Annotated in this window: 18 protein-coding genes; 8 read left to right on the top strand and 10 right to left on the bottom strand. The window is 63.8% G+C overall.

Translation table 11 applies throughout. The features are described 5' to 3' along the window. Nucleotides 1-181: 181 nt before the first annotated feature. The 3 genes from Pan44_RS19950 to Pan44_RS19940 all read left to right on the top strand — a co-directional run bounded on the left by Pan44_RS19950 (nt 182) and on the right by Pan44_RS19940 (nt 3,702). Complete coding sequence (locus Pan44_RS19950) at nt 182-1,654, top strand: sulfatase family protein (RefSeq protein ID WP_145032809.1); 1,473 nt, start codon at nt 182-184, stop codon at nt 1,652-1,654. A 79-nt stretch (nt 1,655-1,733) separates the two neighbouring features. Further along, nucleotides 1,734-2,219: a hypothetical protein gene (locus tag Pan44_RS19945; protein ID WP_145032806.1), complete on the top strand. Its 486-nt coding sequence runs from the start codon at nt 1,734-1,736 to the stop codon at nt 2,217-2,219. A 64-nt stretch (nt 2,220-2,283) separates the two neighbouring features. After that, nucleotides 2,284-3,702, top strand: coding sequence for a HEAT repeat domain-containing protein (locus Pan44_RS19940; RefSeq protein ID WP_231754113.1), 1,419 nt, complete (start codon nt 2,284-2,286; stop codon nt 3,700-3,702). 98 nt (nt 3,703-3,800) lie between these two features. Here the strand turns inward: Pan44_RS19940 and Pan44_RS19935 are convergent, their stop codons facing one another. Further along, nucleotides 3,801-4,286 carry an Hcp family type VI secretion system effector gene (locus Pan44_RS19935; protein ID WP_145032800.1) on the bottom strand — a complete coding sequence of 162 codons (486 nt, stop codon included), beginning with the start codon at nt 4,284-4,286 and terminating at the stop codon, nt 3,801-3,803. 401 nt (nt 4,287-4,687) lie between these two features. Between Pan44_RS19935 and Pan44_RS19930 the strand changes: the two genes are divergently transcribed. Beyond that, the gene (locus Pan44_RS19930) at nt 4,688-5,785 is read left to right on the top strand and encodes a serine hydrolase domain-containing protein (RefSeq protein ID WP_145032797.1); all 1,098 of its coding nucleotides are present in this window, start codon (nt 4,688-4,690) and stop codon (nt 5,783-5,785) included. 1,163 nt (nt 5,786-6,948) lie between these two features. Beyond that, a complete protein-coding gene (locus tag Pan44_RS19925) occupies nt 6,949-7,890 on the top strand; it encodes a sensor histidine kinase (RefSeq protein ID WP_145032794.1) in 942 nt (313 codons plus the stop codon). A 66-nt stretch (nt 7,891-7,956) separates the two neighbouring features. Here the strand turns inward: Pan44_RS19925 and Pan44_RS19920 are convergent, their stop codons facing one another. Further along, nucleotides 7,957-11,397 (bottom strand): serine hydrolase, encoded by a 3,441-nt coding sequence (locus Pan44_RS19920; RefSeq protein ID WP_145032790.1) that lies wholly within the window; start codon nt 11,395-11,397, stop codon nt 7,957-7,959. A 442-nt stretch (nt 11,398-11,839) separates the two neighbouring features. Then, entirely contained in the window at nt 11,840-13,555 is a 1,716-nt protein-coding gene (locus Pan44_RS19915; RefSeq protein ID WP_145032785.1) for a hypothetical protein, read from the bottom strand. Between the two features lie 81 nt (nt 13,556-13,636). Here Pan44_RS19915 and Pan44_RS19910 point away from each other — a divergent pair, with 81 nt between their 5' ends. Continuing rightward, complete coding sequence (locus Pan44_RS19910) at nt 13,637-13,999, top strand: hypothetical protein (RefSeq protein ID WP_145032782.1); 363 nt, start codon at nt 13,637-13,639, stop codon at nt 13,997-13,999. Here Pan44_RS19910 and Pan44_RS19905 read toward each other — a convergent pair. The 4 genes from Pan44_RS19905 to Pan44_RS19890 all read right to left on the bottom strand — a co-directional run bounded on the left by Pan44_RS19905 (nt 13,993) and on the right by Pan44_RS19890 (nt 20,512). Beyond that, complete coding sequence (locus tag Pan44_RS19905; RefSeq protein WP_145032779.1) at nt 13,993-15,417, bottom strand: hypothetical protein; 1,425 nt, start codon at nt 15,415-15,417, stop codon at nt 13,993-13,995. The genes Pan44_RS19910 and Pan44_RS19905 overlap by 7 nt on opposite strands. A 44-nt stretch (nt 15,418-15,461) precedes the next feature. Continuing rightward, the gene (locus Pan44_RS19900; RefSeq protein ID WP_145032776.1) at nt 15,462-16,334 is read right to left on the bottom strand and encodes an FkbM family methyltransferase; all 873 of its coding nucleotides are present in this window, start codon (nt 16,332-16,334) and stop codon (nt 15,462-15,464) included. Between the two features lie 203 nt (nt 16,335-16,537). Next, on the bottom strand, nt 16,538-18,055 hold the full coding sequence (locus tag Pan44_RS19895) for a glucose-6-phosphate isomerase (RefSeq protein ID WP_231754112.1): 1,518 nt from the start codon (nt 18,053-18,055) through the stop codon (nt 16,538-16,540). Between the two features lie 30 nt (nt 18,056-18,085). Continuing rightward, nucleotides 18,086-20,512: an ATP-binding protein gene (locus Pan44_RS19890; RefSeq protein WP_145032772.1), complete on the bottom strand. Its 2,427-nt coding sequence runs from the start codon at nt 20,510-20,512 to the stop codon at nt 18,086-18,088. A gap of 172 nt (nt 20,513-20,684) precedes the next feature. On the opposite strand from Pan44_RS19890, the gene Pan44_RS19885 reads away from it, so the two are divergent. Both Pan44_RS19885 and Pan44_RS19880 read left to right on the top strand, forming a co-directional pair. Further along, the gene (locus Pan44_RS19885; protein ID WP_145032768.1) at nt 20,685-20,978 is read left to right on the top strand and encodes a hypothetical protein; all 294 of its coding nucleotides are present in this window, start codon (nt 20,685-20,687) and stop codon (nt 20,976-20,978) included. Nucleotides 20,979-21,042: 64 nt separating this feature from the next. After that, on the top strand, nt 21,043-22,020 hold the full coding sequence (locus tag Pan44_RS19880; RefSeq protein WP_145032765.1) for a zinc ribbon domain-containing protein: 978 nt from the start codon (nt 21,043-21,045) through the stop codon (nt 22,018-22,020). A gap of 52 nt (nt 22,021-22,072) precedes the next feature. Here the strand turns inward: Pan44_RS19880 and Pan44_RS19875 are convergent, their stop codons facing one another. From Pan44_RS19875 to Pan44_RS19865, 3 genes are all read right to left on the bottom strand, one after another. After that, nucleotides 22,073-24,628: a sodium-translocating pyrophosphatase gene (locus Pan44_RS19875; RefSeq protein WP_197453503.1), complete on the bottom strand. Its 2,556-nt coding sequence runs from the start codon at nt 24,626-24,628 to the stop codon at nt 22,073-22,075. A 230-nt stretch (nt 24,629-24,858) separates the two neighbouring features. Beyond that, a complete protein-coding gene (locus Pan44_RS19870; protein ID WP_145032759.1) occupies nt 24,859-25,350 on the bottom strand; it encodes a hypothetical protein in 492 nt (163 codons plus the stop codon). Between the two features lie 50 nt (nt 25,351-25,400). Further along, nucleotides 25,401-26,351, bottom strand: a complete 951-nt coding sequence (locus Pan44_RS19865) for a DUF1559 family PulG-like putative transporter (protein ID WP_145032756.1) — start codon at nt 26,349-26,351, stop codon at nt 25,401-25,403. Nucleotides 26,352-26,426: the final 75 nt, after the last annotated feature.

The following is a 26,426-nucleotide window of genomic DNA, read 5'->3' as shown; positions in this document are numbered from 1 at the left end:
TCCAATGGCTTGCCGCCGGCGTGGGTTTTCCGGAATGTTTGGGTCTGGTCGTCATCCCGATGGGATGCCGCCAGAACGAAATGGACGTCGGTGAAGCTGTCCACCGCTCGAACGGAGTCCGACGCCTGCACCGTTGATCGCTGGGCCAGTCCCCGGGCAAAAACATTCAAAGGAACCAGCCATGTCCCGATCGCTTCTGCGATTGTTCCTCGCCCTGCTTCTGCTTTCGGTCTCCTTCCCGGCGACCGCCGCGGCGGCGCGGCCGAACATCCTGTGGATCCTCGTCGACGACATGTCGGCGAACTTCTCCACCTACGGCGAGACGCACATCCGGACACCGCATGTCGATCAACTGGCCCGGGAAGGGACAAAGTTCACGCACGCCTACACCACGGCTCCTGTCTGTTCTCCCTGCCGGTCCGCCTTGATCACGGGGATGTACCAGACGTCGATCGGCGCGCATCACCATCGAAGCGGACGCGGCACGGAGAAAATCGTGCTGCCGGCCGGTGTCGAACTCGTCCCTGCACTGTTCAAGAAAGCCGGCTACTACACCGCCATCGGCGGCTGGCCCGCCAAAAGATCCGCACTCGGCAAAACCGACTACAACTTCGAGTGGGATTCCGCGATCTACGATGGCAACGACTGGAGCGGACGCGGAAAGGACCAGCCATTCTTCATGCAGATCCAGCTGCCTGGCGGCAAGCTTCGCAGGCCCGCCTGGAAAGACCAGGCCCTCAAGGCGCTGGGAAGCCTGACCTCTCCCGAGAGCGTCGAACTGCCGCCCTACTATCCGCGCGATTCCGTCCTGCTCGATGACTGGGCCCAGTATCTCGACACCTGCCGGTTCACGGACCTGCAGGTCGGCCAGGTCGTCGAGCGACTGAAAGAGGAAGGCCTCTACGACTCCACTGTCCTCATCTTTCTGACGGACCACGGAATCAGCCACGCGCGCGGTAAACAGTTCCTCTACGACGAAGGCATCCACATCCCGCTGGTGATCCGGGGACCGGGAGTCAAAGCAGGCCTGGAACGCACCGATCTCGTCGAGCAGATCGACGTGGCCGCCACCTCGCTGGCCCTCGCGGGAATCGAACGGCCGAAAACCATGCAGGCGCGTGACCTCCTTGCCACCGACTACGCCCCGCGCGACGCCGTGTTCGCAGCACGCGACCGATGTGATGAAACGGTGGAACGACTCCGCAGCGTGCGAACCAGTGACTTCAAGTACATCCGCAACGGCTTCCCGCACCGGCCGCACCTCCAGCCCAATCGGTATAAGGACGGCAAAGAAATCGTCCAGCAATTGCGGTCTCTGCATCAGGCCGGCCAACTCACCGGACTCCCCGAAAAACTGCTGTTCGCTCCGAACCGTCCGGCGGAAGAGCTGTACGACCTCCGGAATGATCCCTTTGAAACCAGAAACCTCGCCGGTGACCCGGCCAGCGCGACCAGGCTCACGGAACTGCGGGCGAAACTCGACCGGTGGATCATCGAGACCAACGATCTCGGACAGAGGCCCGAATCCGTCGCGCAGTATGACAGCGACATGAAGGTCTATGTCGGACCGGAGGGCGGCAAGAACGCCAGGCAGCAGCAGATTCTGCGATCGAACATCGAGCTCATGAAGCAATGGGCCGCGGAAGGGAAATGAGGCTGGCCGTTGTCATCCACGGCAGCGCCGCGGACGATGGCGCATCCCCTTCGACACAGCGCTGCCCCCCGGAGCAGGAATGGAGCAGGACGTCCCTGAAAAGCCCAGATCGGGTCTCGCGATCGAGTCACCGGGCGTCTATGCATGCGTCATCCTGACAAGCCTGTCCTGTCTCGTTTTCACCGCCTACGAAGACTGGACCGGGCCGACTGCCGGATGGGCCGCTCCCGTCTATTCGTGCCTCGGCACCCTGGCATTCTGCGACTGGATCAGGAGCGGAGCCCCGGCCATACGCGGGCCACACGATCCCGACATCGACAGGTCCGTGATGGGCGCCTGCGCGGCCGGCTTCTTCGCCAATGTGATGGCCCTGGCAGCCATCGCCGCATGGCCTTTCGGAGCGCCGCGACTGGCTCGCCGCCTGGGCAGGGCCGCCTTGTGCTTCGGCCTCGCGTCGATTGTGTTGTTGGTGGGGAGCGTCAGAATGTTTGAACTTCACGCGGGGGGCTACCTGTGGCTGGCGTCGATGACCCTTCTGGCCTTTCACAGACGGTCGCAGCCTTAGCTCTCGCAGCGGACGAGCGTCGACTGCAAGGCATCCACTCATTCGCTCCATGGGGGATTCTGCAATGAAGAGAAATGGGTCTCGAAGCGGAATTCTGCGACTCCTGCCACTCGCGGCGCTGGTCGTCTCCGGCTGCGGAAAATCCACTGAGCCGGCAGGCCCGACCAGCGCAACTCCTGCAACATCGGCCTCGGGGTCTCCCGTTCCGGCCCCGATGACCGCCAGCGACCCCACCGACGTTTACCGCGATTTGCTCGAGGCGCTGAACACGAAGGTCGCCCTGATCTCCACAGTTCAGGACATTCCTTCAGCCAAAGTCGTCTCGGATCGGTTCCCCGAGGCGGATCGTCGTCACAACGTCCTGGCGGACCAGTATCGGAACTCCCTGCTGACGGAGGCTCAGCGGAAGGAAATCGAGCAGCAGTTCGGAACCCGGCAAGCCGAACTGGAGAAGGCCTGGAACGAACACTACTCGAGAGTCGCCTTCATCCCGGGAGCGTGGGAGAACATGCACCCCGAGCTGGCGCCCTTCGCCGATATGACGTCCTACCCGGACGATGCGGCCGGTCTCGAAGCGGCGATCATTGAACGGCTCCAGAAATCGATCGAGATTCAGCGGCAGGTGACCGACGTCGAAACAGCAAAGAAGTGGGGCACGCAGTATCAGGTTGCGTCGGCGCGAATCGGCGTCCTGCTCGGGAAGCACAATCAGGCCCGCGGCGCTCGAGGCGGCAAGGACGCCGACACGCCCACGATCCAGCAGCTTCGTCGCGAGTTTGACGCCCAGCGACAGCGCATCAATGGCATTCCTGATGCAGCCCGACTGCTGAATGGGGAAGCGCCGCGGACGACGACGGTCGTTTCTCTTGAATCGTCGGCCGACTGGCAACCGATCGTGATCGAGCTGCAGAGCGGAGACGTGGTCCGCGTCCGCAACACGCTGAATCAGATGAGCGGGATCAACCCTCCTCCCCCCTGGAAGTCACACGTGTTCCCGGAGTTGATCAAGCTGCTCGATTTCGAACCGGTTCGGGGCTCCGCCGCCGAGGCTCTCAAAAAAGGATGGTTCGGTCCGCAGCAGTCCCTTCAGGTCCTCGATGCCGCCGATCACCAGCAGGACCGGGGATTCAAGGAAATGCTCTACGAAGGAGTCAGCCGGGTCCCAGGCCTGGAAGAAGCGACAATCGAACGGCTGGCAGCACTGTTCCCGATTTCACCGGGGAAGACCGTCAGCCTGCTGCGCGAGGTGGGGCCGAAGGCGGAGCCTGTTGCCCAAAAGTATGCCGGTCATGAAAATCACGAGGTCCGGATCTGCGTCTGCGAAGTGCTTCGCGATATTGGATCGCAGGCCAGCCAGGACCTTCTGAAGACGCTGGCGGAGGATTCCAACAAAAGCGTCGCCTCGAAAGCGAAAGAGGCGCTGCGCGAAATCGAGAAACCCGCTGCTCAGAGGCCGCATCTCCGCAACCGTAAGTCGGCCTGATTCAAGGAGGTGAATCACGCCTGCCTGACCAAGACGAGAAAACAGCCACGACCGACGAGGGATGCGACTCGTCGGCCGTGGCCGCAACGACATTTCGATTACGGCTTCTTGTTGGCCGCGATGTCCCATTCGGTTTCGACCGGTTCGGTCGCAGCGCCGGCGTCGTCCTGGCCGGTGAACGTCACCTTCAGCTTCTCGAACGACAACGACACGTTCTCCATCGCGAACTGGTCGCCCCCGCCTGACTGCTGCCAGCTCGACACGAACACATGTGTCATCTCGTACTTCATGTACTCCACCGGGCCTCCGTCGCCGCCCGCCTTGCGGAACACCAGCGTGGCCGAGTCGTAGTGCGTTCCTTCGCACGTCTTCAGGAAGAACGTCGGCGAGGCCTTGTCGGCCCGCTTCGTGATCACCAGGTCGTGCACATTCACCTTGGCCGTGCCGGCGCCGCCGCCATAGGCCCGGGAGGAGGGGTTCGTGGCTCCGAGCGAGGCGCTCAGGATGTCGATTTCCCCTTCGTGTCCATCGGTCTTCGAATCGCCTTCCACACCTTCGATCTTCAGCAGAATGTCGGCAGCCATGATTGGCATCCCTGGAATGAGAGTTGTTTCGTTGCGGACGATCACAGACCGATCGTCGCCGAGTTCTCTACTAGCATCCGGTTCCGAACCGGAAAGTTGCGTGAATTCTCGAAAAGACGCCCCCGGTCCCGGTGCCCCTCAATGAACGGCCGCCCCACGGCGGTCGGACCTGTGCCAGCGAATTGGCCGTCGCGGACTCGCCGCAGTCCGCCCCCATGACCTGAATCGATACGATGAGGTCCCTCGGGCCTGAAGATCCGGAATTGCAGGGTGAGCGCTCGATGACCACAGGTCATCAGCAGCTGGCGCTCGCGGGCGATCCTGGATCATCAGCCAGCACGTTCAGAGTCGCCGGCCGATCGCCCATCCCGCCGACATTCCGAATGAGAGGATGAAGGGACATGCTTCGACGAACGTTTCTCGGGTGTGGCCTGGCCATGGGCCTGTCTTCCACACTTCGCGCGGCAGACGGCTCGAAGGGCTTCGATGAAGCCGCGGCAATCCTTCAGCGGGCAACCGCGAGCGGGCAGTTGGCGGCGGCGTCCCTGTACGTCTCTCGCGGACAGGACGCGCGGAGCCAGTCCTTCGGAACGGCGCGCAATGTCGATGCGATGTATCTCCTGGGATCGATCTCCAAGCCCATCTGCATGACCGCGCTGATGGCCCTGTACGACCAGGGCGGGTTCCGGCTCGACGATCCCGTCAGGAAATTCCTTCCGAAGTTTTCAGGGGACGCGCGTGAGGGAGTCACGGTTGGGCATCTGCTCACGCACACCTCGGGCCTCCCCGATCAACTGGCCGACAACTCGACCTTGCGCAAAAGCCACGCCGACCTGCCGGAGTTTGTCGCCCACGCGGTCCGTACTCCCCTGAGCTTCCCTCCCGGAACCCGTTATCAGTACTCGAGCATGGGCATCCTGCTCGCCGCCCGCATCGCCGAAGTCATCAGCAAGGTCGGCATTCGAGACCTCGTCGAGCGCTCCGTCCTCACCCCGCTGGGCATGTCCCGCAGTGCACAGGGGCTCGGCAAATTCCGACTCGACGATTTCATTCCCGCGCAGATGGACGGCGCCGCGCCCGAATCAGGCGGCGGGGATCCGTCCTCGATCGAATGGAACTGGAACAGCCCCTATTGGCGCCAGCTCGGCGCCCCCTGGGGCGGAACGCACGCCTCGGCACCGGATGTTGGTCGCTTCCTCGCTGAGTTCCTTTTCGGACAGGGCAAGGTCGTCAATGCATCGACGGCCAGGTTGATGACCACGAACCAGAACCCTGCAGGCATTCAGCCGCGCGGACTCGGCTTCAACGTCGGCCCCGCGGCAGGAAGCAGAGGGTGCTCTCCGCAGGTCTTCGGACACACCGGGTCGACGGGACAACTCTCCTGGGCCGATCCGGCGACCCGCACGATTTGCGTGGTGCTCACTTCGCTGCCCGCCCTGGCCGCCAATCCCCACCCTCGTGAACTCGCAGGCGCCGCAATCGCGAGCGTCCCTTCGTAAACGCGATCCAGTGCCAACCGGATCTGTCGTGCCCCATTCCCGCCGTGCCCCCGATGATTCGCTGCAAGGAATGCGAAATCCCCCCGGCGACTGGCCCCCCTGCAAACGAACACACGCCGGAAGGACAGGGGATGTCCTTCCGGCGTGCGAGATTCGATGGTTTCGCGAGAGACGGATTAGGCCTCAGCGTCACCCGTCAGATTAGCGGCAAGCACCGCAGGGAGCGGCACAGCCCGGGTCGCAAGGAGCGGCACAGGCCGGAGCAGCGCAGCCCGGGTCAACCGGAGCGCAGCAGCTGGGAGCCGGAGCACAGCAGTCGTTCTTGGCGCAGCAGCCGCCGCGGCGGTGCTTCTTGAACCAGCCCATCAGGCCGCCGCAGCACTTCTTCGAGCCGCAAGCCGGAGCACAGCAAGCGTTGGCCGAAGGAGCACAGCAGGCCGGAGCACAGGCCGGAGCACCGCAACCCGGGTCGCACGGAGCGGCACAGGCCGGAGCACAGGGAGCCGCACAGCCCGGATCGCACGGAGCGGCGCAGCCCGGGTCAGCGACCGGAGCGCAGCACGTCGGTTCGGGGCAACACGTGTTCTTCTTATGGCACAGGCCATGGTGCCCGAAGAGTCCTGCGCTCGCGCTATTGACGCCAGCGAACAGGATCAGGGCAGCAGTCAAAGTCGTCCACTTCATCTTGAAATCTCCTGACTTTCCCGGGTTGGAACAGAGGCGCCGATCGCCTGCACGTCGTTGATTCAGGCGGCGCCGTGACAAGATGGGTCCACCTGCCCCAATGATTCGACAACCCTTCCGGCAGAAATCGACTCGATCAGCCCTGCTTGCACCCCCAACCGCCCTCGACGGGGCGGTTGTTCAGGTTGTTCCGTCCGTGCGAGCGGGACACAATCTGGTAATCCCGCGCTCCCCCCGGGTCGCACCGTCCCCAAAGCGGATTGGCACGTGATTTCTGCCAGTTCCTCCCAATTCCGCGACGTTCTCGCTGTCAGCCGCCCCCTGCTCAAGCCCGACTGCCGCACTTCGCAACACGATCGGGCCAGGTTGCTTCGCGCGCCAACGATCCACCATCCCTCAGCCGCGGCGAATCCGCCATAATCCCTCACCGCGGGCCTCACGTCCCCCCGCAAACCGCCCCTCGTCGTTCGAAATCCCGGATGGCCTTCTACTTCCGAAAACGGAGCACCCTGCGGCTGCCGCTGACCCTCAGCGTCACCCTCATGATCCTCAACGTCACGTTGATGGTCTTCTGGATTGTCCTCCTCGCGCAGGGAGCGAAATGGACGGCCCTGGCCGCCGGCGTGGTCGCCTTCACCCTCATTCTCGGGGGACTCTCGTTCTGGCTCGTGCTGACGATTAAAGAAATCCGGCTCAACAACCGGCAGGCCAATTTCGTCGACAGCGTCACCCACGAGCTCAAGTCGCCGATCGCTTCCCTCAAGCTCTATCTCGAAACGATCCGCCTCCGCAGCCTCGACGAACGGAAACGGCAGGAATTCCACGCTGTGATGGAACAGGAACTCAACCGGCTCGACCAGCTCATCAACCAGCTGCTTGAAGTCGGCCGCCTCGATGCCATCGGCGACCAGCAGGAACCTGAATTGATCGAGCTCGAACCGCTCCTCCGGCGCTGTGCGGAAACCGCCTGCACGCACCACCGCCAGAAGCTCTCGGACGTCTTCGACTTCCAGCTGCCGCAACTCACCCTGACAGCAAGGCAGATCGTGCTGGAGCTCGTGTTCACCAACCTGCTCGACAACGCCGTCAAGTACGGCGGCGAGCCGCCCCGGGTGCTCATCGAAGGAGACCCGATCGGGCAGAACAGGGTCCGGGTCCGCATTACCAACGATGGTGCGGGCGTTCCCTATGAAGACCGACGCAAAATCTTCGGCATCTTCTACCGCGGCGGAAGCGAGCTGCAGCGACGGCGGAAAGGAACCGGCCTCGGGCTCTACATCGTCAGCACGCTCGTCCGCAAACTCCGCGGGAAGGTCCACGTCGAGGATCGCAACGACGGCAAACCTGGCTGCACCTTCGAAGTTGACCTGCCAGGACGCGTCGACCGCCCTGCCCCGGCCGCCGCGACGCCGCAGGATTGAATTTCCCCGCGCGAAAGCAGCCCGCACCCGCCAGAGTCCGCCGTCCACGAACGACGAACGGCGCAACTACATCCCCAGGGCTTCAAACGGCTGGTTGCCGATCGGGTACTGCTTCCAGTCCTTGTAGTCGAAGTGCCACCACTCGAACTCGTAGACGTTGAATCCCTGCTCTTCCATCAAGTCGCGGAGGAGAGAGCGATACCAACGCTGCCGTGACGTCCCTCCCGGGTAATTGGGATACGAACGCGTCGAAAACTCGTCGTAGCCGGCAACCATGTCGATCGGCTCCCCCGTCTTCAGGTCGTACAGGGACAGATCGACCGCGCAGCCGCGGTTGTGCCGCGACCCCTTGGCCGGGTCGGCCACGAAACGCCTGAGGTGGAACGGAGTCGCTTCGCGGAACATGTACGTCACGAACCACGGCCGGTAGGCGTCGTGGATCAACAGGCCGACGCCGTGCTTCTTCGCGGCCTCATGGGCCCGGACGAGCGCTTCGGCCGCCGGCTTCTGCAGAAAGGCGCGAGGCTGCTGGTAGAACGGCGAATCGAGGAAATTGTTCCGCGAGGCATAGCGGATATCCAGCTGGATCGTCGGATCGAGCTTCACGAGTTCCGTGAGTTCCGACGTTCGAAAATCGCCCGCCTCGTTCGGAGGCTTCGCCTTCATGGCGGCCGGACGAATGGCGTCAACCATCTGGAGCGGCACGACCTTGTACGTCTCCCCGGGCCCGGTCAGCGGACGCCGGAGGAACTCGACTTCCGCCGCGACGCATTTCGTCCCCCGGCCCTCCGCATCTCGCGTGAAGATCAGCTTCTCACCGTGGTACAGCCCGGCTTCGCTGGGGAACGCGAACTCGTTCTCGGAAATCTCGGTCAGCGGATAGAAGTAAAACCACTCGATCAGGGCGTACAACTGGCCGCGGTCTTCATAGATGTACAGCGTGTTGTGGTCCCAGCCGTACTCGCCGATCAGGCCCTGCCAGTGCTTCGGCGGAGCCGCAGGCGGCAGCGATGAATCCGCCCGTGCGTAGATCTTGTCGCCAACTTTCAGGCTCTTTTCCGCGACATCGACCACGACCTTCTGACCGAATCCCGAAACGTCATCCACCACAAGCGACTCGCCCAACAGTTTCAGCTCGACAAGGCGGTAGCCTTCCCGCAGAAAGAGCTTTCCTTCCCGCGACTGGAGTTCCGCGAACTCACCGGTCTTTTCGTACCGTCCTGCAAAGGCGGCGGCCATTGCCGGCGGAACCGGAATCGTCGTTTCAATCTTCGGAAGCTCTTTCCCCTGCTTCCTGGCGAGCAGAAGACGCAGGGCGTAGTCGGCAACGCGACCGCTGAAGCCGTTCGCACAATCGAGCGAGGCGACTGCCGCCACGGCGACTTTCTCGGAGGCAATCCCCTTCACCTGGGTCGCATAACCGTACACCGCTCCGCCATGCCCGAACGTGTCATGACCATCAAGCTTCCCGACACCAAAGCCGATCCCGTAGTCGCTGCCGCCGTCCTGCGGAGTGAGCATCTGCTGGAGAAGGTCCGACGACAGCACGCGCGTCCCCTCGATCTCCCCTCCACCCAGGACGGCGATCAGGAACCGGCTCAGATCGTTGACGCTCGAATAGAGATTGCCGGCCCCCAGTGTGCCGAGATCCCAGGTCGGCGCGGGGAACCGCTGGCCGTCGTGAGACCACATGAACGCCTCGGCGATCCGCGCGGGATCGATGCGTGACCGCAGGAACGAACTCGACTGCATCCCCAGTGGTTTGAGCAAGGCGGACTGGATCTGTTCTTCGAACGCTCGGCCCCCCACCGTTTCGACAACGGCCCCCGCCAGCCCGATCCCCGCATTGCTGTACTTCGTTCGCGTTCCCGGGGCGTAGACGAGCGACGTCCGATTGAGGCTTTCCGTCGTGGCCAGCTGGGTTGGCTCCTCCGGATCGAAGTAGTTCCCAACCGGAGGTTCGCGCACGAGCCCGGCCCGATGCGACATCACGCGGCGCAACGTGATCCGGCCATCAAACGGATTCGTGACGGCGAACGTCGGCAGGACGGCTTTCACGTCCGCATCGAGGTCGATCTTTCCCTGCTCGACCAGCTGCATCACCGCCATGTCGGTGAACAGCTTGGAGACGGAACCGACGCGATAGAGCGAATCGGCCGTCGCTGGAACATTCCCGTCGGCGCGAGCCGTTCCGAATCCCTGCGCCCACACGACGCGGTCCCCATCCACGAGCGAAATCGAGAACGCCGGAATGTTCTTCACCTGGATCTCGGATCGGATGAACTCGCTCAGTCGAGCCGCGATCTCCTGATAACCCTCGGCAGGAGGCGTGTTGGAGGGAAGCACGGTCACGCGTTTCTCGGCAGGCGGGGCGGATGCGGAATTCACGGCAGAGAGGATCGAGGTGGTGAGATTCTTGAGAGAGACGCCCTGCAGGTTGCACATGACAGCCACGGCCGATTTACGCGACGGCGTCGACAGCAGGTGCGTCGACGTCCCCGCCTGGCCGCCGCTGTGTCCGACCAGCGGCTCGCCATCCAGCTGCTCTACGCGCCAGCCCAGTCCATACTGCGTCGCCTTTCCGGCAGTCGTTCTGCTTTCCGTCCACATCTCCTTGATACTCTCCGGCTTCAGGAGCCGGTCCCCGTTCAGGGCGAGCGCGACACGCACGAGGTCGCTGCTGGTGGAAAGGAACCCGCCCCCCGGAATCTTGCTGCTCGTATCGTGCAGCCGGGCGTTGTAGAGCTGGCCCGTCGCCAACCCGGCGAACTCCACGAACGAATCGACTCTCCCGGGGTTGGCCCACAGGTAGCCGCGAGTGCGATGCGGAATGATCGCGAAGACCGAGTCGACGCACGTGTCTTTCATCCCGGCCGGCGTGAACACTGACCGTGTCACCAGCTGATCGAACCGCTCGCCGGAAGCCTTCTCCATCACCGCTCCGAGCAGGTTGAATCCGAACGACGAATAGACGTACGCCGTTCCCGGCTCATGAATGAGAGGGTCGTCCGCAAAGACGGCCAGTCCCGCCTCGACGCTCGGAAAATGGCCGGACATCGACGACTCGGCCGCCGATTTGTAGTGCCTCACGCCCGCCAGGTGTCCCAGCAACTGACGGGAGGTGACAGGCCACTTTTTCGTGGGAAACGCAGGCAGGTAGGTTTGGATTGAGGCGTCGAGATCGAGTTTTCCTTCTTCGACCAGCTTCATCGCCGCGATCGCCGTCAGCGACTTGGCGATCGAAGCGGTTCGGAACTTCGTTTCCACTGTGACAGGAAGTCCGTTCTCGACGTCCGCCAGGCCGAAGCCCCGCTCGAACTGGATCTCGTTGTCCGTCGCCACGCAGATCGACAGGCCGGGAATGTGCCGCCGGGCCATTTCCTCGGCAATCAGGGCCTCGATCCGCTTCTGGACAGCGGGCGGCAACTCCGCGGAAAGCGAAGAGGAAAGCAGCACGATGGCGATCACCGGCAGGGCCGACCGCCACATTCGTCGAAACGCCGTCATCTCTGTCCTCGAGACAAGTCGATCCGCCGCCCTGGACGGCGGCCCCGAAACGCTTTGGCGAGCAGGCCGATGATACGGAAACCGATGCCGCAAGGAAGCTCACGCGCCGGCCGTCCAGACGCGTTGCGCAACTACGATGGCCCCGGCACGCAATCCACAGCGGGATCCTCTACCCACCTGGGTCGACAACGACGTCGTGAGAGCGAGGCCCGGTCACCGGACATGCAGTGTCACCAGTCAAAGGCGAGACGGAATCTGACCACGGTCTTCCAGGACGCTGAGCCCCGAGAGGGGCGGCACGGTTTCGCCACGGGCGCCAGCCCGTGGAACACCACAGCAACCAGACAAAGCCCCACAAGGGGTGACACATCGCATCCATGCGCCGCCCCCGTTCCGCCGGGCCGTGAATGTCGCCGGCCCCACACCAGAATGAACCGCGCCTCTAATAGCCCGCTTCCATAACTCCCTCATCGCTGACCAGCGGGTGCAGGCGGGCATCGTGCAGCAGGAACTTGAGATCGCGCGGCTTGCCGTCAACCGTCATCGCCCGCTTCACCAGCCGAATCCCGTGGCTGTAGTCGACGTACCAGTTGACGTGGACGATGGTGAGCGGCTGGATCGGCGTGCCATCGGCGAAATGCCAGCCGAAGATCGCCACGCGGTTGGGCTTCTCGCTCAGGCGATTCGTGAGCACAACGTCCTTCTTGATGCCGGCCAGCAGGGCGCTGCGAAGGACCTCGCCCCGCTGCTCTTCGATGAGATCGTTGTGCTTCACGAACGCGGCAACCGACTCGCGATCGGCGGTGAGCGGCCTGGGCGTCAACCGGATGCTGGCTATTTCGGTAATGTCCTCGACCATCTTTCGCGTCGGCAACGTCGCGCCGAACGCATCCGCGATCGTTTGTGCAGACTGCGGGGAAATCGGAATTCGGACGAAGTCGTCGTCGCTGCCGACGGCGAGATAGTCGGGCAGCACCTCATAGCTCGCGCGGTGCGGCTGGCCGGCGGTGTCCGTCGCTTCGACATCGACCGGAGCCCACGGGCGGAGAAAATCGGGGATGTTGCCTTCGAGCACGGCCTGCACCAGCACCTGTTCGCGGGCTTCTCGCGACGCATGGGCAACGCTCTCCAGAACGGCGCGGCCTCCCGCCGCGCCGGCCGGGCGAGCGGGAATTCCCGGAGCCGGCTGCACGAACTCCTGGTAAGCGCGGGGCGCGGCGAGGCTCCCCCACCCGCGGCGGTCGGTCCCGGAACTCAGGCCTTCCAGCAGGCCGTTCATCTCGCCGACCATCACGGTGTGCAGGATCTTGTTGTGAGGATTGGGATGAACGTGCAGAACCAGCTGTCCCCCCAGGGCGGATGCGGTGTTGAAGTCGCCGGCCTTCTGTTCCGTGAAGGAAACGTCCTTCTCGAAACGAGTCCTCATCCGGCCCGTGGCCCGATAAGTTCCCCCCGTCTCACTGACGACCTTCTTTCCATCAAACACGATCTCGCGGTCGTCGTAGGCGATCACGATGAGCCGGCGTGACGCATCCCCGCGCAGCCAAGCGAGCAGCTTGTCGCCATGCTTCTGCTCGTCGTCGTAGGAGTAGTTCGCATCAAGAAAGACGATGCGGTCGATCCACCCGGGGATCGCCTCGGCCGAGTTGATGAAGCCGAACAGAAAGCTCCCGCCGCCGCTGTGGCACGCGAGCGTGACAGTCGGCTTTGACGGCAGCCACCCGCGGAGCGTCTCGACGATTCGGGCAATCGCCGCCGCGTACTCCGGCCGCTCTTTTCGCCAGGCGGGCCACGACAGCCCTTCGGCCGCGACGCAGGCCAGCGCGATGTTCTCGTCCGGGTTCAGCCGCCGCCAGAGTCGCGTCTGGGCGGCCACATGCTGGATGTCGACATGCCAGTCGGCCCCCCGCTCGAACCGGCAGCCGAGCGTCTGCTCGACGGTATTGCCGTTGGGAGTGGCGAACACGATCAGCCGCGTCGGCCGGCCCGGGTCGAAATCGGACGGAAGGTTCATGACGGCGTGGACCGAGCCTTCCAGCCATGTTTCACGCACCGATTCCTGGAACCAGGGCGAGTTGTGGAACCCCGGGAGTGGCGCCGCGGCGACGGCCGGGCCGGCGACGATCAGGAAGAGCAGTGTCAGGAGCGGAATTCGCATGCGAGCCACTCTATCGGGGGCTCGCCGGAAACTCACCAAGTCGCGCCCGCGAACACGAGGTTTCCATGCGTAGCCTCGGTCATGGAAGCTTTCGCTGGCGAGGCCGGAATCGGCCAATCGATCGACCTCTTCGCACCCTGGTGGAACTGGACTCCGGAAAACGCCGGCTTCGGCGACTACGCCTATCGCTGGTTCAACCTGTTTGAAGCCGCGGCGTGGTTCCTTTTCGCGTGCGCCGTCTGGCGACGCTGGCGACGCACACACCACTCACCTCTGGAACTCCTCTACGCCACAGCATTCGTGGCGTTTGGGCTGACGGACGTGGTCGAGGCCTGGCAACAATCCCTGCCGCTGCTCGCGCTGAAGGGCGCTGTCCTGGCGACGCTCCTTCTTCTGCGTCATCACATCCGGAAACAATGGTACCCCGAGAGTTCGCTTTACTGAGTCGTCTTGGCGTCCGCCGCGCGCTGGGCGGTGAATTGCAGGCTGCGGACCAGTTCTTCGTCGCGGGAGCCCATCTGGTCGACGAGCTTGCTTTCGACCGCGAAGACGAACGAGGCCTGCTTTCCCGAAGGTGCGGCGCACAGGTAATAGATCCACGTCGTCGGGATCACCACCTTTTCCTTCGGACCGGCGATCGTGTGCTTGCCGTCGGCGATCACGCGAAACACTTTCATCCCGGTGTCAACGTTCAGCTGCTCTTTCGCGCGGATGCTGTCGAGGCGGGCCCCGAGCGAAGTCTTGATGTCGTTCTCGAACTGGTCGAGCGGCACATGCTGGCCGGCAGTCGCCCCCGCGATCGGAGACATGTTGCACTGGGCGATGATGCTCCCCTTGTCCATCAGCCGGAAAATCGCCACCTGCGGGGAGTGCTCGAGAGTCGCCTGGTAAAAGAACCACTCCCGCGAATGCCTCAGCCGGATCCCCCACGGACCAGCGTCGTAGACGAGGTCGAACGCCCCGGCCGGAGCGGTGATCGGAATCGCGGCCAGCACTTTGTCACTCAATCGCCCCGGCGCCTCCAGCGTCTGGCGGTGCGTCTCCACTTCCATCACCAGGTCGAGGCCGGGGCTGACGGCGCCAATGCTCGATTTGACCGAGTACGTCAGCTTGGCCTGGGAGACTGCATCCTTCGCGCGGTCATAGTTGATCGTTCCCTGCAGTGTGACTTCGCAGTTCGCTCCATCCCGCTGGCCCTTCACGCTGCCGCTGATGGAGATCGTCGCGGTGGAGTCGGTCGCGGAAGCAAGTCGGCAGGTCAGCGTCGATTTTTCGATCGCCTCGATGGCGGCGAGCATCTGCCCCGCCCATTCCGGAGGCGACCACGATTCGTCGACATCCACCGACTTCGGCGGCAGCAGGGCCGTCAGCGCCAGCGGATCGCCCGGAAGCTCGAGCAGGTCGATCGTCTCCCGCGTCATCGGCGACGTCGGACAATAGCAATCAACTCCCGACGTGCGTCCCTCGGCCACGATGAACTGCAGATGCTGCGGAAGGATGACCGTTGTCTCGGCCTTCGGAATGTTCGGCGCCGCCTCCCCCTCGGGAGTGACGACCGATTCCATCCGGGCCAGCTCAAAGTCGCGCGCGGCCCGCAGCGAAAGCGCATCGCGCCCGCCCGACGGAAGTCGCCGCTCCGTGAAAGCGAACTCGGCCCGCGCCGTCATCACGTGAGGCGCGGTCTTGCCGCGGCCTGCCGAGAGGATCGGCTTCCCCGTCGCCTTCACACGCGTGCTGACGCGGTACGGCGTCGAGGACTCATCGCTCGTTTTGAACGTGACGGCCTCGGCCAGGGCGAACCGGCCTCCGGCCAGCACCAGGGCTGCCCCGAAGGCAACGCGGAGAGTGACGCGGGACATCATGTCAGGATTCCTTCGACGCGACGGAGTCGCGGTTGTTTCGTGGTTCAGGCAGCGCGAGCCATCTCGCCTGCGGCCGGCAGGAACACGTAATTTCGAATTCGGGAGTTCATCTGGCCGCTGGCTTCGCGCTGGGCGCGAGACATCCGGACCGATGCCCATTCCTCGAGTTGGATTCCCTGCACGACATGCGCGCAGTAGCCCAGTCGCTCGACGAACTCGATGGTCTCGTCCACGGGACGGCCGTTGTGTTCGGCAATGATCTCGACGAGCAGCACAGGCCGGTCGCGGGCGATCAGTTCACGAGCGCCGCGGAGCACCTGCTGTTCGTGCCCTTCGACATCAATCTTGAGGAAGCCGACATCGACCAGCCCGTCGTCGTCGAGTCGCGTCGTCGTGACCGGGATCAGTTCGCAGTCCGCATCCGTGCTCGCGGGGCGGAGCGTGCCGATGTTGTTGGAGTATCGACCTTCTCGACGAGGGACGCGAAGCACCGACTGCCCGGCCTGGTCGGAAAGCGCCCGGGGGAAGACCGTCACATTCTGCGGCGTGCAGCGTGTCAGCATCCACCGCATCGCCGGATTTGGTTCATACGCGTACACATGCCGGCACAGACGCGAAAGGAACCACGTGTAAGTCCCCTTGTTGGCGCCGACGTCGACCGCCGTGCGGTGCGGGTCGACGAGGCCCGCGAGAAGCTGCAATTCAGGTTCGCCGCGACGCCATCGCCGAAGCGATCGCATCCAGCCGTAGACCGGGCCCGGAATCAGGGAATGCTTGAGCCGTTGGGCCGGCGTCAGCAGCCGACGGACCAGGGCATGGTCATCACATGGGGACGACGGGCCGGCGGCGACCAGCGGCTGGCGCACCGCGGTCGCGCGGTCAGGCCGGTCAGCGACGAGGGGGCCAGAGTCATCCATGAGCAACACTCCCGTGGCACTGATCCATCATCGTGATGGACCAAGAATGCCCGGAGTTTTAGGGGGTTTGGCGGATGGCGCAAACGCCAAGTTCCCGGGGCCGCCACACAGGCGCCCCCCATCGGTTTTCTCACGCCTCCAGGGGGGAGAGACCGTTCAAGCGGTTCACCAGGACGTGGTCATCCCAGATTGCCGCTTCTGCCTCATTTCCCGTAGAGGATCTCACCCATGTTCTTCTTGTAGGCCTCGACCCCGGGCTGGCCGTACGGGTTGATGCCGATCAGCCGGCCTTCCACCGCGGTCGCCAGCATCATCATCTGCAGGAACTGGCCCACGGCGTATGCGTCCAGCTTCGGCAGGTGGATGTCGGCCGTAGGGCGGTCGTCGTCGGCGTAGGCCTTGTTCGTCCCGGCGATGGCCGCGGCAAGCAGGTCGGGCATCCCTTTCCAGCCCAGACGATTGAGCTGGTCCTGGTCGCGATCCGCCGCGACCTGCGGAACTTTCACCGGTGCCAGCGACGCTTTGTCGACGATGACGTTGGTGATCAGCTTGTCGCGCTTCCCTTCCTGGTGTTGCTGCCCTCGGCTGTGGAGGTCGCGCGTGTTGACGACTGTGAGCGGCAAGGCCCCCCGTTCGTGCTTGCCGAGGCTTTCCGCAAGAAGCTGGTCGTACCACAGCCCGCACGCTTCCAGCTTCTTTCCCCACGTCGACAGGATCCGCACATCCATCCCGCTGTCCCGCTCCAGCAGGTGACAGATGCCGGTATAGTCGAGCACCGGATTCTGGCCGAGCGGAGCGGTCTTGAAGGTCGTCGTGATCGCGGCCGCCCCCTGGAGCAGCGCGCGGATGTCGATTCCAAGAACCGCGGCCGGGAACAGACCGACGGCCGTCAGTACCGAGAACCGCCCGCCGATGCCGTCCGGGATGGGAAACGTGTCGGGATACCCGGCCCCGTTGGAAATGCTACGCAGCTTGCCCGTTTCCCCGGTCACCGGGACGACGAGCTTCTTCGCCAGTTCCGAGCCTGCGCCGTAGTACGTTTCCAGCGCGTCGCGGAAGATCCGGAACGCAGCCGCCGTTTCGAGGGTCCCGCCCGATTTCGAGATGACGACGATGCCCCACCGCTGGGCCAGGTCCTTCGGGTCTTTGCAGTGCGTTTTCAGCAGGTCCAGCAGGGCCGCGACGGAATCGTTGTCGAGGTTGTCCCCCTCGAAGTGCAGGGTCGGAACTCCGCCGCGCTGCTCGCGGGTGAGCTGGTTGTGATAGGGATTGCACAGCCCTTCAAACAGCGCCCTGAGCCCCATGTAAGACCCGCCGATCCCGAGAACGACCATCCGGTCGACTTGCTCGCGGAATCGCTTCGCCGATTCTTCGATCTTGCGAAGGAGGCCGTTCTCGTCGCCGGCCAGCAGCCGGGCAGGCCAGTCGATGAAACCCGCATCCAGCGGATTTTTGTCGGCCGGAACAGGCCCCTTTGAGGTCAGAATCGCGACGTCGTCGATCACTTCCATGCGTGCGGCCTCGAGCTTCGGGGCAAGGGCCTCACGAGCGCCGGCCTTCAGAAATTTCAGGGCGGCGGACGGATCGTAGGTCAGGGCGGCGCTCATGATGTCTCCTGTGTTGGGTGTGAGCAAAGATACCCGGTCGCACAGGAAAGGCGAGCCGCCGGCGTCAACCAGCAAATGGCCCGCCTGAAAGCGTGAATCCTTCATGGACTTCATCACGCAGCCATCGCCCCTCCGCTCGCCAGGTCAGCTTTCCCACGCCGGCGCAAGTTGTCCTCCGTTCGACGTATAAGGCAGCCAGCACAGGGTGACTTGATCGACGGCGATGTCCGATTTTCGGGGAGTGATTTCGCGGGATTCGAGCTTGATCGACTCCGCGGAGTACATGTCCTGGATCGCCTTCACCTCGTCGTTCATGTCGTCCACCAGCGTCTCCTGCTGCTCTTTCAGCACCTCGATGGTTTCATCGGCGCGGGCCACATCACCCGCCTGCTCGGAGGCACGCGTCGCCGCCCGCATGCTGGTGGCCGCCTTGCCAAGATTGGTCGAACTCAGCTTTTTCCGGCTGAACAGCGCGCCGATCGCCGCCATTCCGGCGCTGATGAACGCCCCGGTCTTGGCGCTCGAGGCCTGCTCGGCTTCCTTGACGCGACGCTGTTCGGCCTTCTTGATGCGATCGGCCAGCGTGTTCAGCTTCGAGGCATACCGGCCGCGGAGCCGCTCGACCTCGGTATCCCGCCGCTCGCGTGCCGCCTGCGACAGTCGCACCCGGAAATCCCCCTCGGTCTCCCCCGGCTTTGACGATTCCTTCAGATCCGGAGCGGAAAGCAGCGTGAGCACCGCATCCCGGTAAAGCGTTTCCTTGAGCGACTTCGACCAGCCTGCGTACGTCTTGGCCCGCGTCAGCTCCACAGGGAGTTCGGCATAACCGGCTTCGGCGGCCGGGCTCGATTCCGTCTCAAACTCCTCCTGCTCCCGTGCCTCAGCGGCATCCCAGACATCAGCCGGCACTTCTTCGCTGATCGCCGAAAGCCGGATCACTTTCTGCCACACATCAACGGACGCCTTCGAGTCGACGTAGTGCAACCGGGCGAGGCCAAGAACGGCCGGGCGATAGACGATCTTCGCGTCGCGGGGCACTTTTCGGCCGACGGGAACATATGTCGGGACGACATCTGGCGGGAGCAGCGGCGGAGCCGACGAGGCAGTCCCCGCGGCGGCCACGCTGGGGGTGGCTGGCGATGTCGCTGCCGTGGCCGACTTCCGCTCCGCCATCAGTCGGCCGATCTGGTCTCGCGTCAGCGGGCCGCGCAGGTAGTTGAGAACCCAGCGTGTCTGGATGACGACCGGAGCATCCTCGTGAACGTTGTTCATCAGGAACACGCGGTTGCCGAGCCCCGACAGAATCCGTTCGGTCGCCGCGCGGTCGAACGCATGCCCGGCCGAAGCGCTTGCGCCTTCGAGCCCGTCGAGCACCCGCGCCTTGTCGCGCTCGGTCTGCAGTCGACCAAGGAACCACGTCCCCGCGTTGGAGAGTGCCTTGTAGTCGAGGTCGACCGGGTTCTGCGTCGCGAGGACGAGGCCGACACCATAGGCCCGCGCCTGTTTGAGCAGCGTCAGCAGCGGCGTCTTCGTCGGAGGATTGGCGGTCGGCGGGAGGTAGCCGAACATCTCGTCCATGTAGAACAGCGCCCGCAGGCTCGATGTCCCGGGCTGAGCCCGCATCCACGAGATCAGTTCATTCAGTAGGATCGTGATGAAGAACTGCCGCTCGTTTTCCGAAAGATGCGCGACCGACAGAATCGACATCCGCGGCTTCCCCTCCGGCGTATACAGCAGACGCTGGATGTTGAGCGGCTCACCCTGCGTCCACGCTGCAAAACCAGGTGAGGCGAGGACGTTATTCACCGTCATCGCCAGCTGCATGCGATCGCCGGCCGGAAAAATCGCCTCCAGGTCCATCACTCCGATCTTCTTGAACGGCGGCGCCTGGATCTCCCGGATCAGGCCGGCCATGTCGAGGCTTCGACCATCGCGCCACGCGGCGTCCAGGATGTTCGAAATCAGGATGTGCTCGCGGCTGCGAAGCGGATCCGCGTCGACACCCAGCAGCGCAAGCAGGCCCGATGCCGTGGCCGAGACGCGCTCCCGCATCGCCTCGCTGCTGTCGAGCGTTTCGGCCGATGGAGCCTGGAGCGACCGCAGGATGCTCAACGGCAGCCCCGCGTTGCTGCCCGGCGTGTAGATCGCGAGATCGACGGCGTCCCGGTATTTCTGGATGCGGTCCGGAGCCTGCTGCCAGTCGCCCAGCCCCTTCCGCCACAGCTCGGCGACACTCGCAGAGTATTCCTCGAGAGTCTTCCCTTTGCGGGACGCTTCCTCCCGGTCGATCCACGGCTGAAAATCGGCCGGCTGCAGGTTGGGAAACGACAGGAGCAGATTCCCCAGATCCCCCTTGGGATCGACGACGATCGCGGGAATCCCGTCGATCGCCGCCTCCTCGAGCAGGGCGATGCCGAGCCCCGTCTTCCCGCTTCCCGTCATCCCCACGATCACGCCGTGCGTGGTGAGATCCTTCGAGTCGTAGAGAACGAGATCCTCCCGGGCGGCCGCGGCGGCCGAATCGTATTCGCGGCCAAGGTAGAAGACGCCCAGTTTTTCGTAGTCGACCATCAGTGCAGCTCGGGATTCGATGGAGGAGTTCCGTGGACCAATTCCCCGGACCACGGGTCGAGGGTCACACTAGCCGAGCGGGATCAACAGCGACAAGGCGATATGCTTTGATCCGTCGATCAACGCCCCTCGTTCGCATGATGGAATTCTGACAGCACATCGGGAGCAAAGCATGACTCAACGTGGAGCGGTTTTCGTCGGTTGCCGATTGATCGCGGTCTATCTGGTCGTCGAAGCGGTGATCACAACGGCCAGCGCCCTGTTTAATCTCGGTTACATGTACTCGACCATCGGCGGAGGGCGAGCGGGAATGGGTGGGATGCCGCTCGGCCCGGTCTTCCAGTCAATGTTCCTCACCGGTGTCGTCCGCGCCGGCGTCGCGGTCCTCCTGTGGGCCGCAGCGGCAAGGATTTCGCGAGTTGCGGCGGAGCCAGCGGATGGCGACGATGGCTGGCATGGCGAATAGCGCCGGGCGAAGATGCCCCGACCTCTGAACCCATTCTCGCGACGCATCGGAACGCACTTTCCCAATGGCCATTCAGCTGGACTGTCCCGCCTGCTTCAAGACGCTGCGAGTCGCCGACGCCGCGATGGGAACCGTCATCGCCTGCCCGAAATGCCAGGCGAAGATGCGCGTTCCCCGCGTGGCGATTCCGGCCGCGACGGCCGGATCCGGATTTGAACCCGATCCGTCCCCCATGTTTGCGGCTCCCCCCGCATCCGGGGAGGCGTCGCCGTTTTTCGCCGCGGACGACGATGACGGCCCCGGGCCCCAGGTCAACCCGCACGCCGTATTGGCGAAGCGGAACCAGCGGCGGATGAGCCGGGGCTGGATCGGCATGATTCTCGCCTTCGCTCTCGCGACCATCGGCGTCACGGGTACGTGGTGGTGGTCGAACCGGCAAAACGTCGTCCGGACCGCCGATGCCGCGGTCATCGCCAATGCAACGCTCTCCAAGGACCTCAACGCCGGCGACGTCAACGTCACCTCGGCCGACTGGCGCGCGATGACGACGTCTCTCGAACTCAATCCCGTCGAACTGACGGAAGCAAAGATGAAGGTGCGATTCGGGTCGGCCGCGGACCGCCTGCAGCTCTCGCTGACGCCGACAAGCGAACGCATGCTCGTCGCGGTCCCGACCTCCGCGATCGCCGAACTCCAGGACCCCGCGACCGTTGCCGCTTTGCAGGAAGCCTGGAAATCCGCCCTCAGCCACTCCGTCGGCCAGATGTCGAAGTCGATCCAGGAGGCCGTCGCCGCCGGAGTTCCCGCAAGGCTCGGCAGCTACGGCGACGTCGTCGGAATGGAAGGCCTCGCGGGACCGAAGGGCTACCACTTCCACGCGGCCGTGGGCACAACGGCCTACCCCTGCGTGTTCGAGGACGCGAACCGCCAGCTCTATTTCCTGGTCCCCCCCGGAACCCAGTCCCTCGCGGTCATTCCCCGCGACATCGGGGCGCGAAACGCACTTCCAGAGAAGATGCGAATCACCGCAACCGTGAAGTAATCGGCGATCCCGCGCCGTCGAGGCGAAGCCGGAAGGCAAGGGAACCGCTTCGTCATTCCGAAGTCTGTCGCTTCGACTGCCAGATCGCCCACCCGAGCGCCGCAATCGAAACCACCACCGCGCCCCACCACAGCCCGTCGCGGCTCAGCAGGCCGAAGTCTTTCGGCAGCTCGAAGTGGAACTCATTCGCTCCACTCGTCACCCGGTCCACCACGTTCGCGTCGTAACGCAGCGCCAGCGGCACGGTCAGGATCGACACCATGTTCATCACCTTCAGCAGCGGATTCACCGCCGGGCCGGCCGTGTCCTTCAGCGGATCTCCCACCGTATCGCCCGTCACCGACGCCTTGTGCTTTTCGCTCCCCTTGCCGGTGTTCGCGACCGCATCCCGCGGCTCGTCTTCCACCATCTTCTTCGCGTTGTCCCATGCCCCGCCCGCGTTGCACATGAACGACGCCAGCAGCTGACCCACAACGATCGACCCCGCCAGGAATCCCGCCAGCGCCACCGGCCCCAGCAGGAAACCGACCAGCACCGGGCTGAACACCGCCAGGAACGCCGGGCCAATCAACTCCTGCTGCGCCGAGGCCGTGCAGATATTCACCACGCGGGCATAGTCGGGCTTCTTTGTCCCCGCCCAGATCTCCTTGTCATGGAACTGCTCGCGGCATTCATTGACGATCAGGTACGCCGCACGCCCCACCGCCCGGATCGTCATCGCCGAAAACAGGAATGGAATCCCTCCCCCAATCAGCATCCCGACGAACAGGTGTGGATCGGAGACGCTCAGCATTCCCGCGACGCGGTCGAACAGTTCGATCGGAATCGGCTTCTCTTCCCCTGCTCCGCCCGATCCGATCACCGTGATGTAGCTCGCGAACAGCGACACCGCCGCGATCACAGCCGAGCCGATCGCCACCCCCTTCGTCACCGCCTTGGTCGTGTTCCCGACCGCATCCAGGTCGGCCAGGATCTGGCGGGCCTCCTTGTACTTCGCCTCTCCCATCTGCTCGCGGTCGTAACCCATCTCGCCGATCCCGTTCGCGTTGTCGGCAACAGGTCCGAACACGTCCATCGAAATCGTGTTCCCCGTCAGCGTCAGCATCCCGATCCCCGTCATCGCCACGCCGTACGCCACGAAGATCGCGTTCGTTCCCGAATACACCGCCGCGGCCGTATAGATCGCCAGGCACAGCGCCAGCGCCGTCCACACCGCCGACGAATACCCGACCGAAAACCCTTCGATGATGTTCGTCGCATGCCCGGTGGTGCAGTTCCTCACGAGGCCGCGCACCGGGGCATACTCGGTCCCCGTAAAGTATTCCGTGATCCGGTTCAGCAGGATGCACAGCAGGATTCCGATCAGGCACGTATAGGCCGGCCGCATGTCCAGCCCCTGCGTCCCCAGGTTGGCCCACGTCGGCAGCGCGTTGATGGCCGCCAGCGTCTCGGCGTTCGTCATGTTGGTCGAATCGAACCGCAGGTAGACGTAACCCAGGATCAGGAAGCCGACGACCGAAATCGCCGAGCCCACGATGAATCCGAAATTGATCGACTTCATCGCCTCGCCGACGTTCCCCTTGTCGCCCGCCTTCACCAGGTAGGTGCTGATGATCGAGGCGAACACCCCGATCGCCCGGACGAGAATCGGGAACAGCACGCCGACATGGCCGAAGCTCGCCCAGCCCAGGATCATCGCGGCCACGATCGTCACTTCGTACGACTCGAAGATGTCCGCCGCCATCCCTGCGCAGTCGCCAACGTTGTCCCCCACGTTGTCCGCGATCGTCGCCGCGTTCCGCGGATCGTCCTCCGGAATGTCCTTCTCGATCTTCCCGACGAGATCAGCGCCCACGTCCGCGGCCTTCGTATAAATCCCCCCGCCGACGCGCATGAACAACGCCAGCAGCGTCCCGCCGAATCCGAATCCGAGCAGCGCCTCATACGCATGCTCGCCATACGCCATGAAGATCAGAGTTCCGCCCAGCAGCCCCAGCCCATCCGTCAGCATTCCCGTGATGGTCCCGGTACGGTAACCCAGCATCAGCGCCCGTCCGAAACCGACTTGGGCCGCCGCGGCCACCCGCAGGTTGCCCGTCGTCGCCAGCCGCATCCCCACGAACCCGACCAGCCCCGAGAAGACCGCCCCCATCAGGAACGCCCCCGCGCGTCCCCACGCGAACGGATCCTGACGCCCGAGCGGCGAGGAAGCCGCCTTCGTCTCGAACAGCACCGCCACCAGCACCAGGATCAGGATCGCCACCGTCGTGAGCTGTCGCTTGAGGTAAGCGTCCGCCCCTTCACGAATCGCACGCGCGATCTCCTGCATCCGCGGCGTCCCCTGGTCCGCCTCGCGCACCTGCTTCATCAGCATCCACGCATAGGCCAGCCCCGCGAACGCCACTCCCAGAACCACAAACAACAAGACCCTCTCCACATTGGAGAAGGCCGGGTCGTTGATGAAGCTGAAGTAGTGGAATCGTGCGGCCGGTGCTTCCACCGGAGCCGCCGCCTGTCCGAGAAGGGCCCCTCCTGGAAGGGGCCAGAACGCCCCGAGCGCAAACAGAGCCGCCAACAACGCCAGCCACACCGTCGGCAAACGCTTCATGGTTCCCCCTCGAAAGGAAAACATTCCGGCAAAGCGACCGCGACAAGCAAGTTCTTCTGCGACGTCTGCGTTGATGTTTGTGCGCGAGCTACGCGAACGCAAGGGCGCGCCGGAAGGAATCAGCGCTCCGGCCTCTGTCGCAGGCGGTGATCAAACGAGGGGCCGCGCATTGCTCCGGTGCCCCCAGGTGGAGGCACAACCGTCGAGTCGCAATGAACTCCTGGCAGCAATCAGCCAGGGCCGCCTGAGGTCAGCTCGATCGTGAAGTCGTTGACTCCGTCATTCTTCACCTCCACGATGATTTCGCCCTTCTGAACGCACAGCATCTTCTGCTGCTCCTTCTTTTGCTTCTGACGCTCCGCGATCTTGGCCTTCTCTTCGGCCGACCCCTCCGCAACCGACGGTTCATCGGAGTCTTCGTCTTCCGGGCCGAAGTAACGCACAGAATGCTTGCCGACGATCGCGCCATCGAACCGGTCGTTTGTCGTCAGCGTGAATGTCCCGTCAGGACGCAACGTTCCCATCGCCGGCTTGCCCGATTCCATGCTGCCCGGGTCGCCCACAGGAGTGAAGGAGATCGAACCGATGCCGACAGGCCGGCCGCTGCACAGAACCTTCCCTGTCGCCGGCCGCACCGGAAATTTGCCTTCCCCGCAACCGGCAAACGCCATGCAGAGGGCTCCCGCAAGCACCAGCGTGCGCAATGAATCTGTTCGGAACACGAGAGGATCCTCGAAAGGTGTGAGTCGGATGGGTTCACGCGAACAGCGGTTCAGAACTCGCCGCTCACCTCCCCTTTCGCGCGCGTGCTCACGCCCTGGTACAGATTCATGTTGATGTTCTGCGAGACGAACCGCACAGCCCCGTCGGACATCAGGAACTGCGCCCCGCCGACGTGGTAGCTCCCCGCATATTCCCCCGTGTTGTTGTAGTAGCCATCCACATCACGGTGATTCGCATTGATCGGATCGTTCAGCTCCATCCCCACCAGGTACTCGGTGATGTCGGTCGGCGGATTCCCGTCGCTGTTGTCTGAGAAGCAGTACCGGCGGTCACTCCCCGGAAGACGGTTCTGGTTCGGAGAGCCGTTCAGTTCGTCCTGCACCTCGGCGACGAGGAATGTGTTCGAAGTTCCATCGACCACATCTCCGATCCGCACCCGGCTGTTCATGAAGAACATTCCGTCGCCGGCATAGCCCACGTCCGTGGCCGCATCGAGCTGGTCGTCATTGAAGCACACGCTTCCGGTCACGCCGTTATACGTGCTGACCTGGTAGCCGTTCTTGGAGGAGTTCGAAATCGTGGACGCCGGATGGGACGGACACTGGAAGTTCGTGATCTTCGTGTCTCGGCCGGCCAGAAGCTGCTCCGTCGAATTCTGGTTCCCGACGTCGGTTCCCATCACCCCACTGACCCGGTTGAACAACGGCGCCTGGTCGATGAACGGCAGGATCCGGGCGTGCCACGTCCAGCCATCGCCCCGCACCGTGCCATCAAACCGCACCACGTTCGCCATCGGAAACACCAGGTAGGTGTCGTGGTAGTTATGCAGCGCCAGCCCGATCTGTTTCAGGTTGTTCTTGCACTGCGTCCGGCGGGCCGCCTCACGCGCCTGCTGCACGGCCGGCAAGAGAAGGGCAATCAGGATGGCGATGATCGCGATCACCACCAGCAGCTCAATCAGGGTAAAGCCACGAAAACGACGACGACGATGAGCAGCCATTCCCATCCTCCCCCGAGTTATGGAATGAACAAAGACCTGCCGTTCAGCGGGCCATGCCCTCTGTCAAACGGCATG

It is taken from the genome of Caulifigura coniformis, assembly GCF_007745175.1.
GTDB lineage: Bacteria > Planctomycetota > Planctomycetia > Planctomycetales > Planctomycetaceae > Caulifigura > Caulifigura coniformis.
Note: the sequence above shows the minus strand (reverse complement) of the source record. Positions and strands in the feature narration are given on the sequence as shown.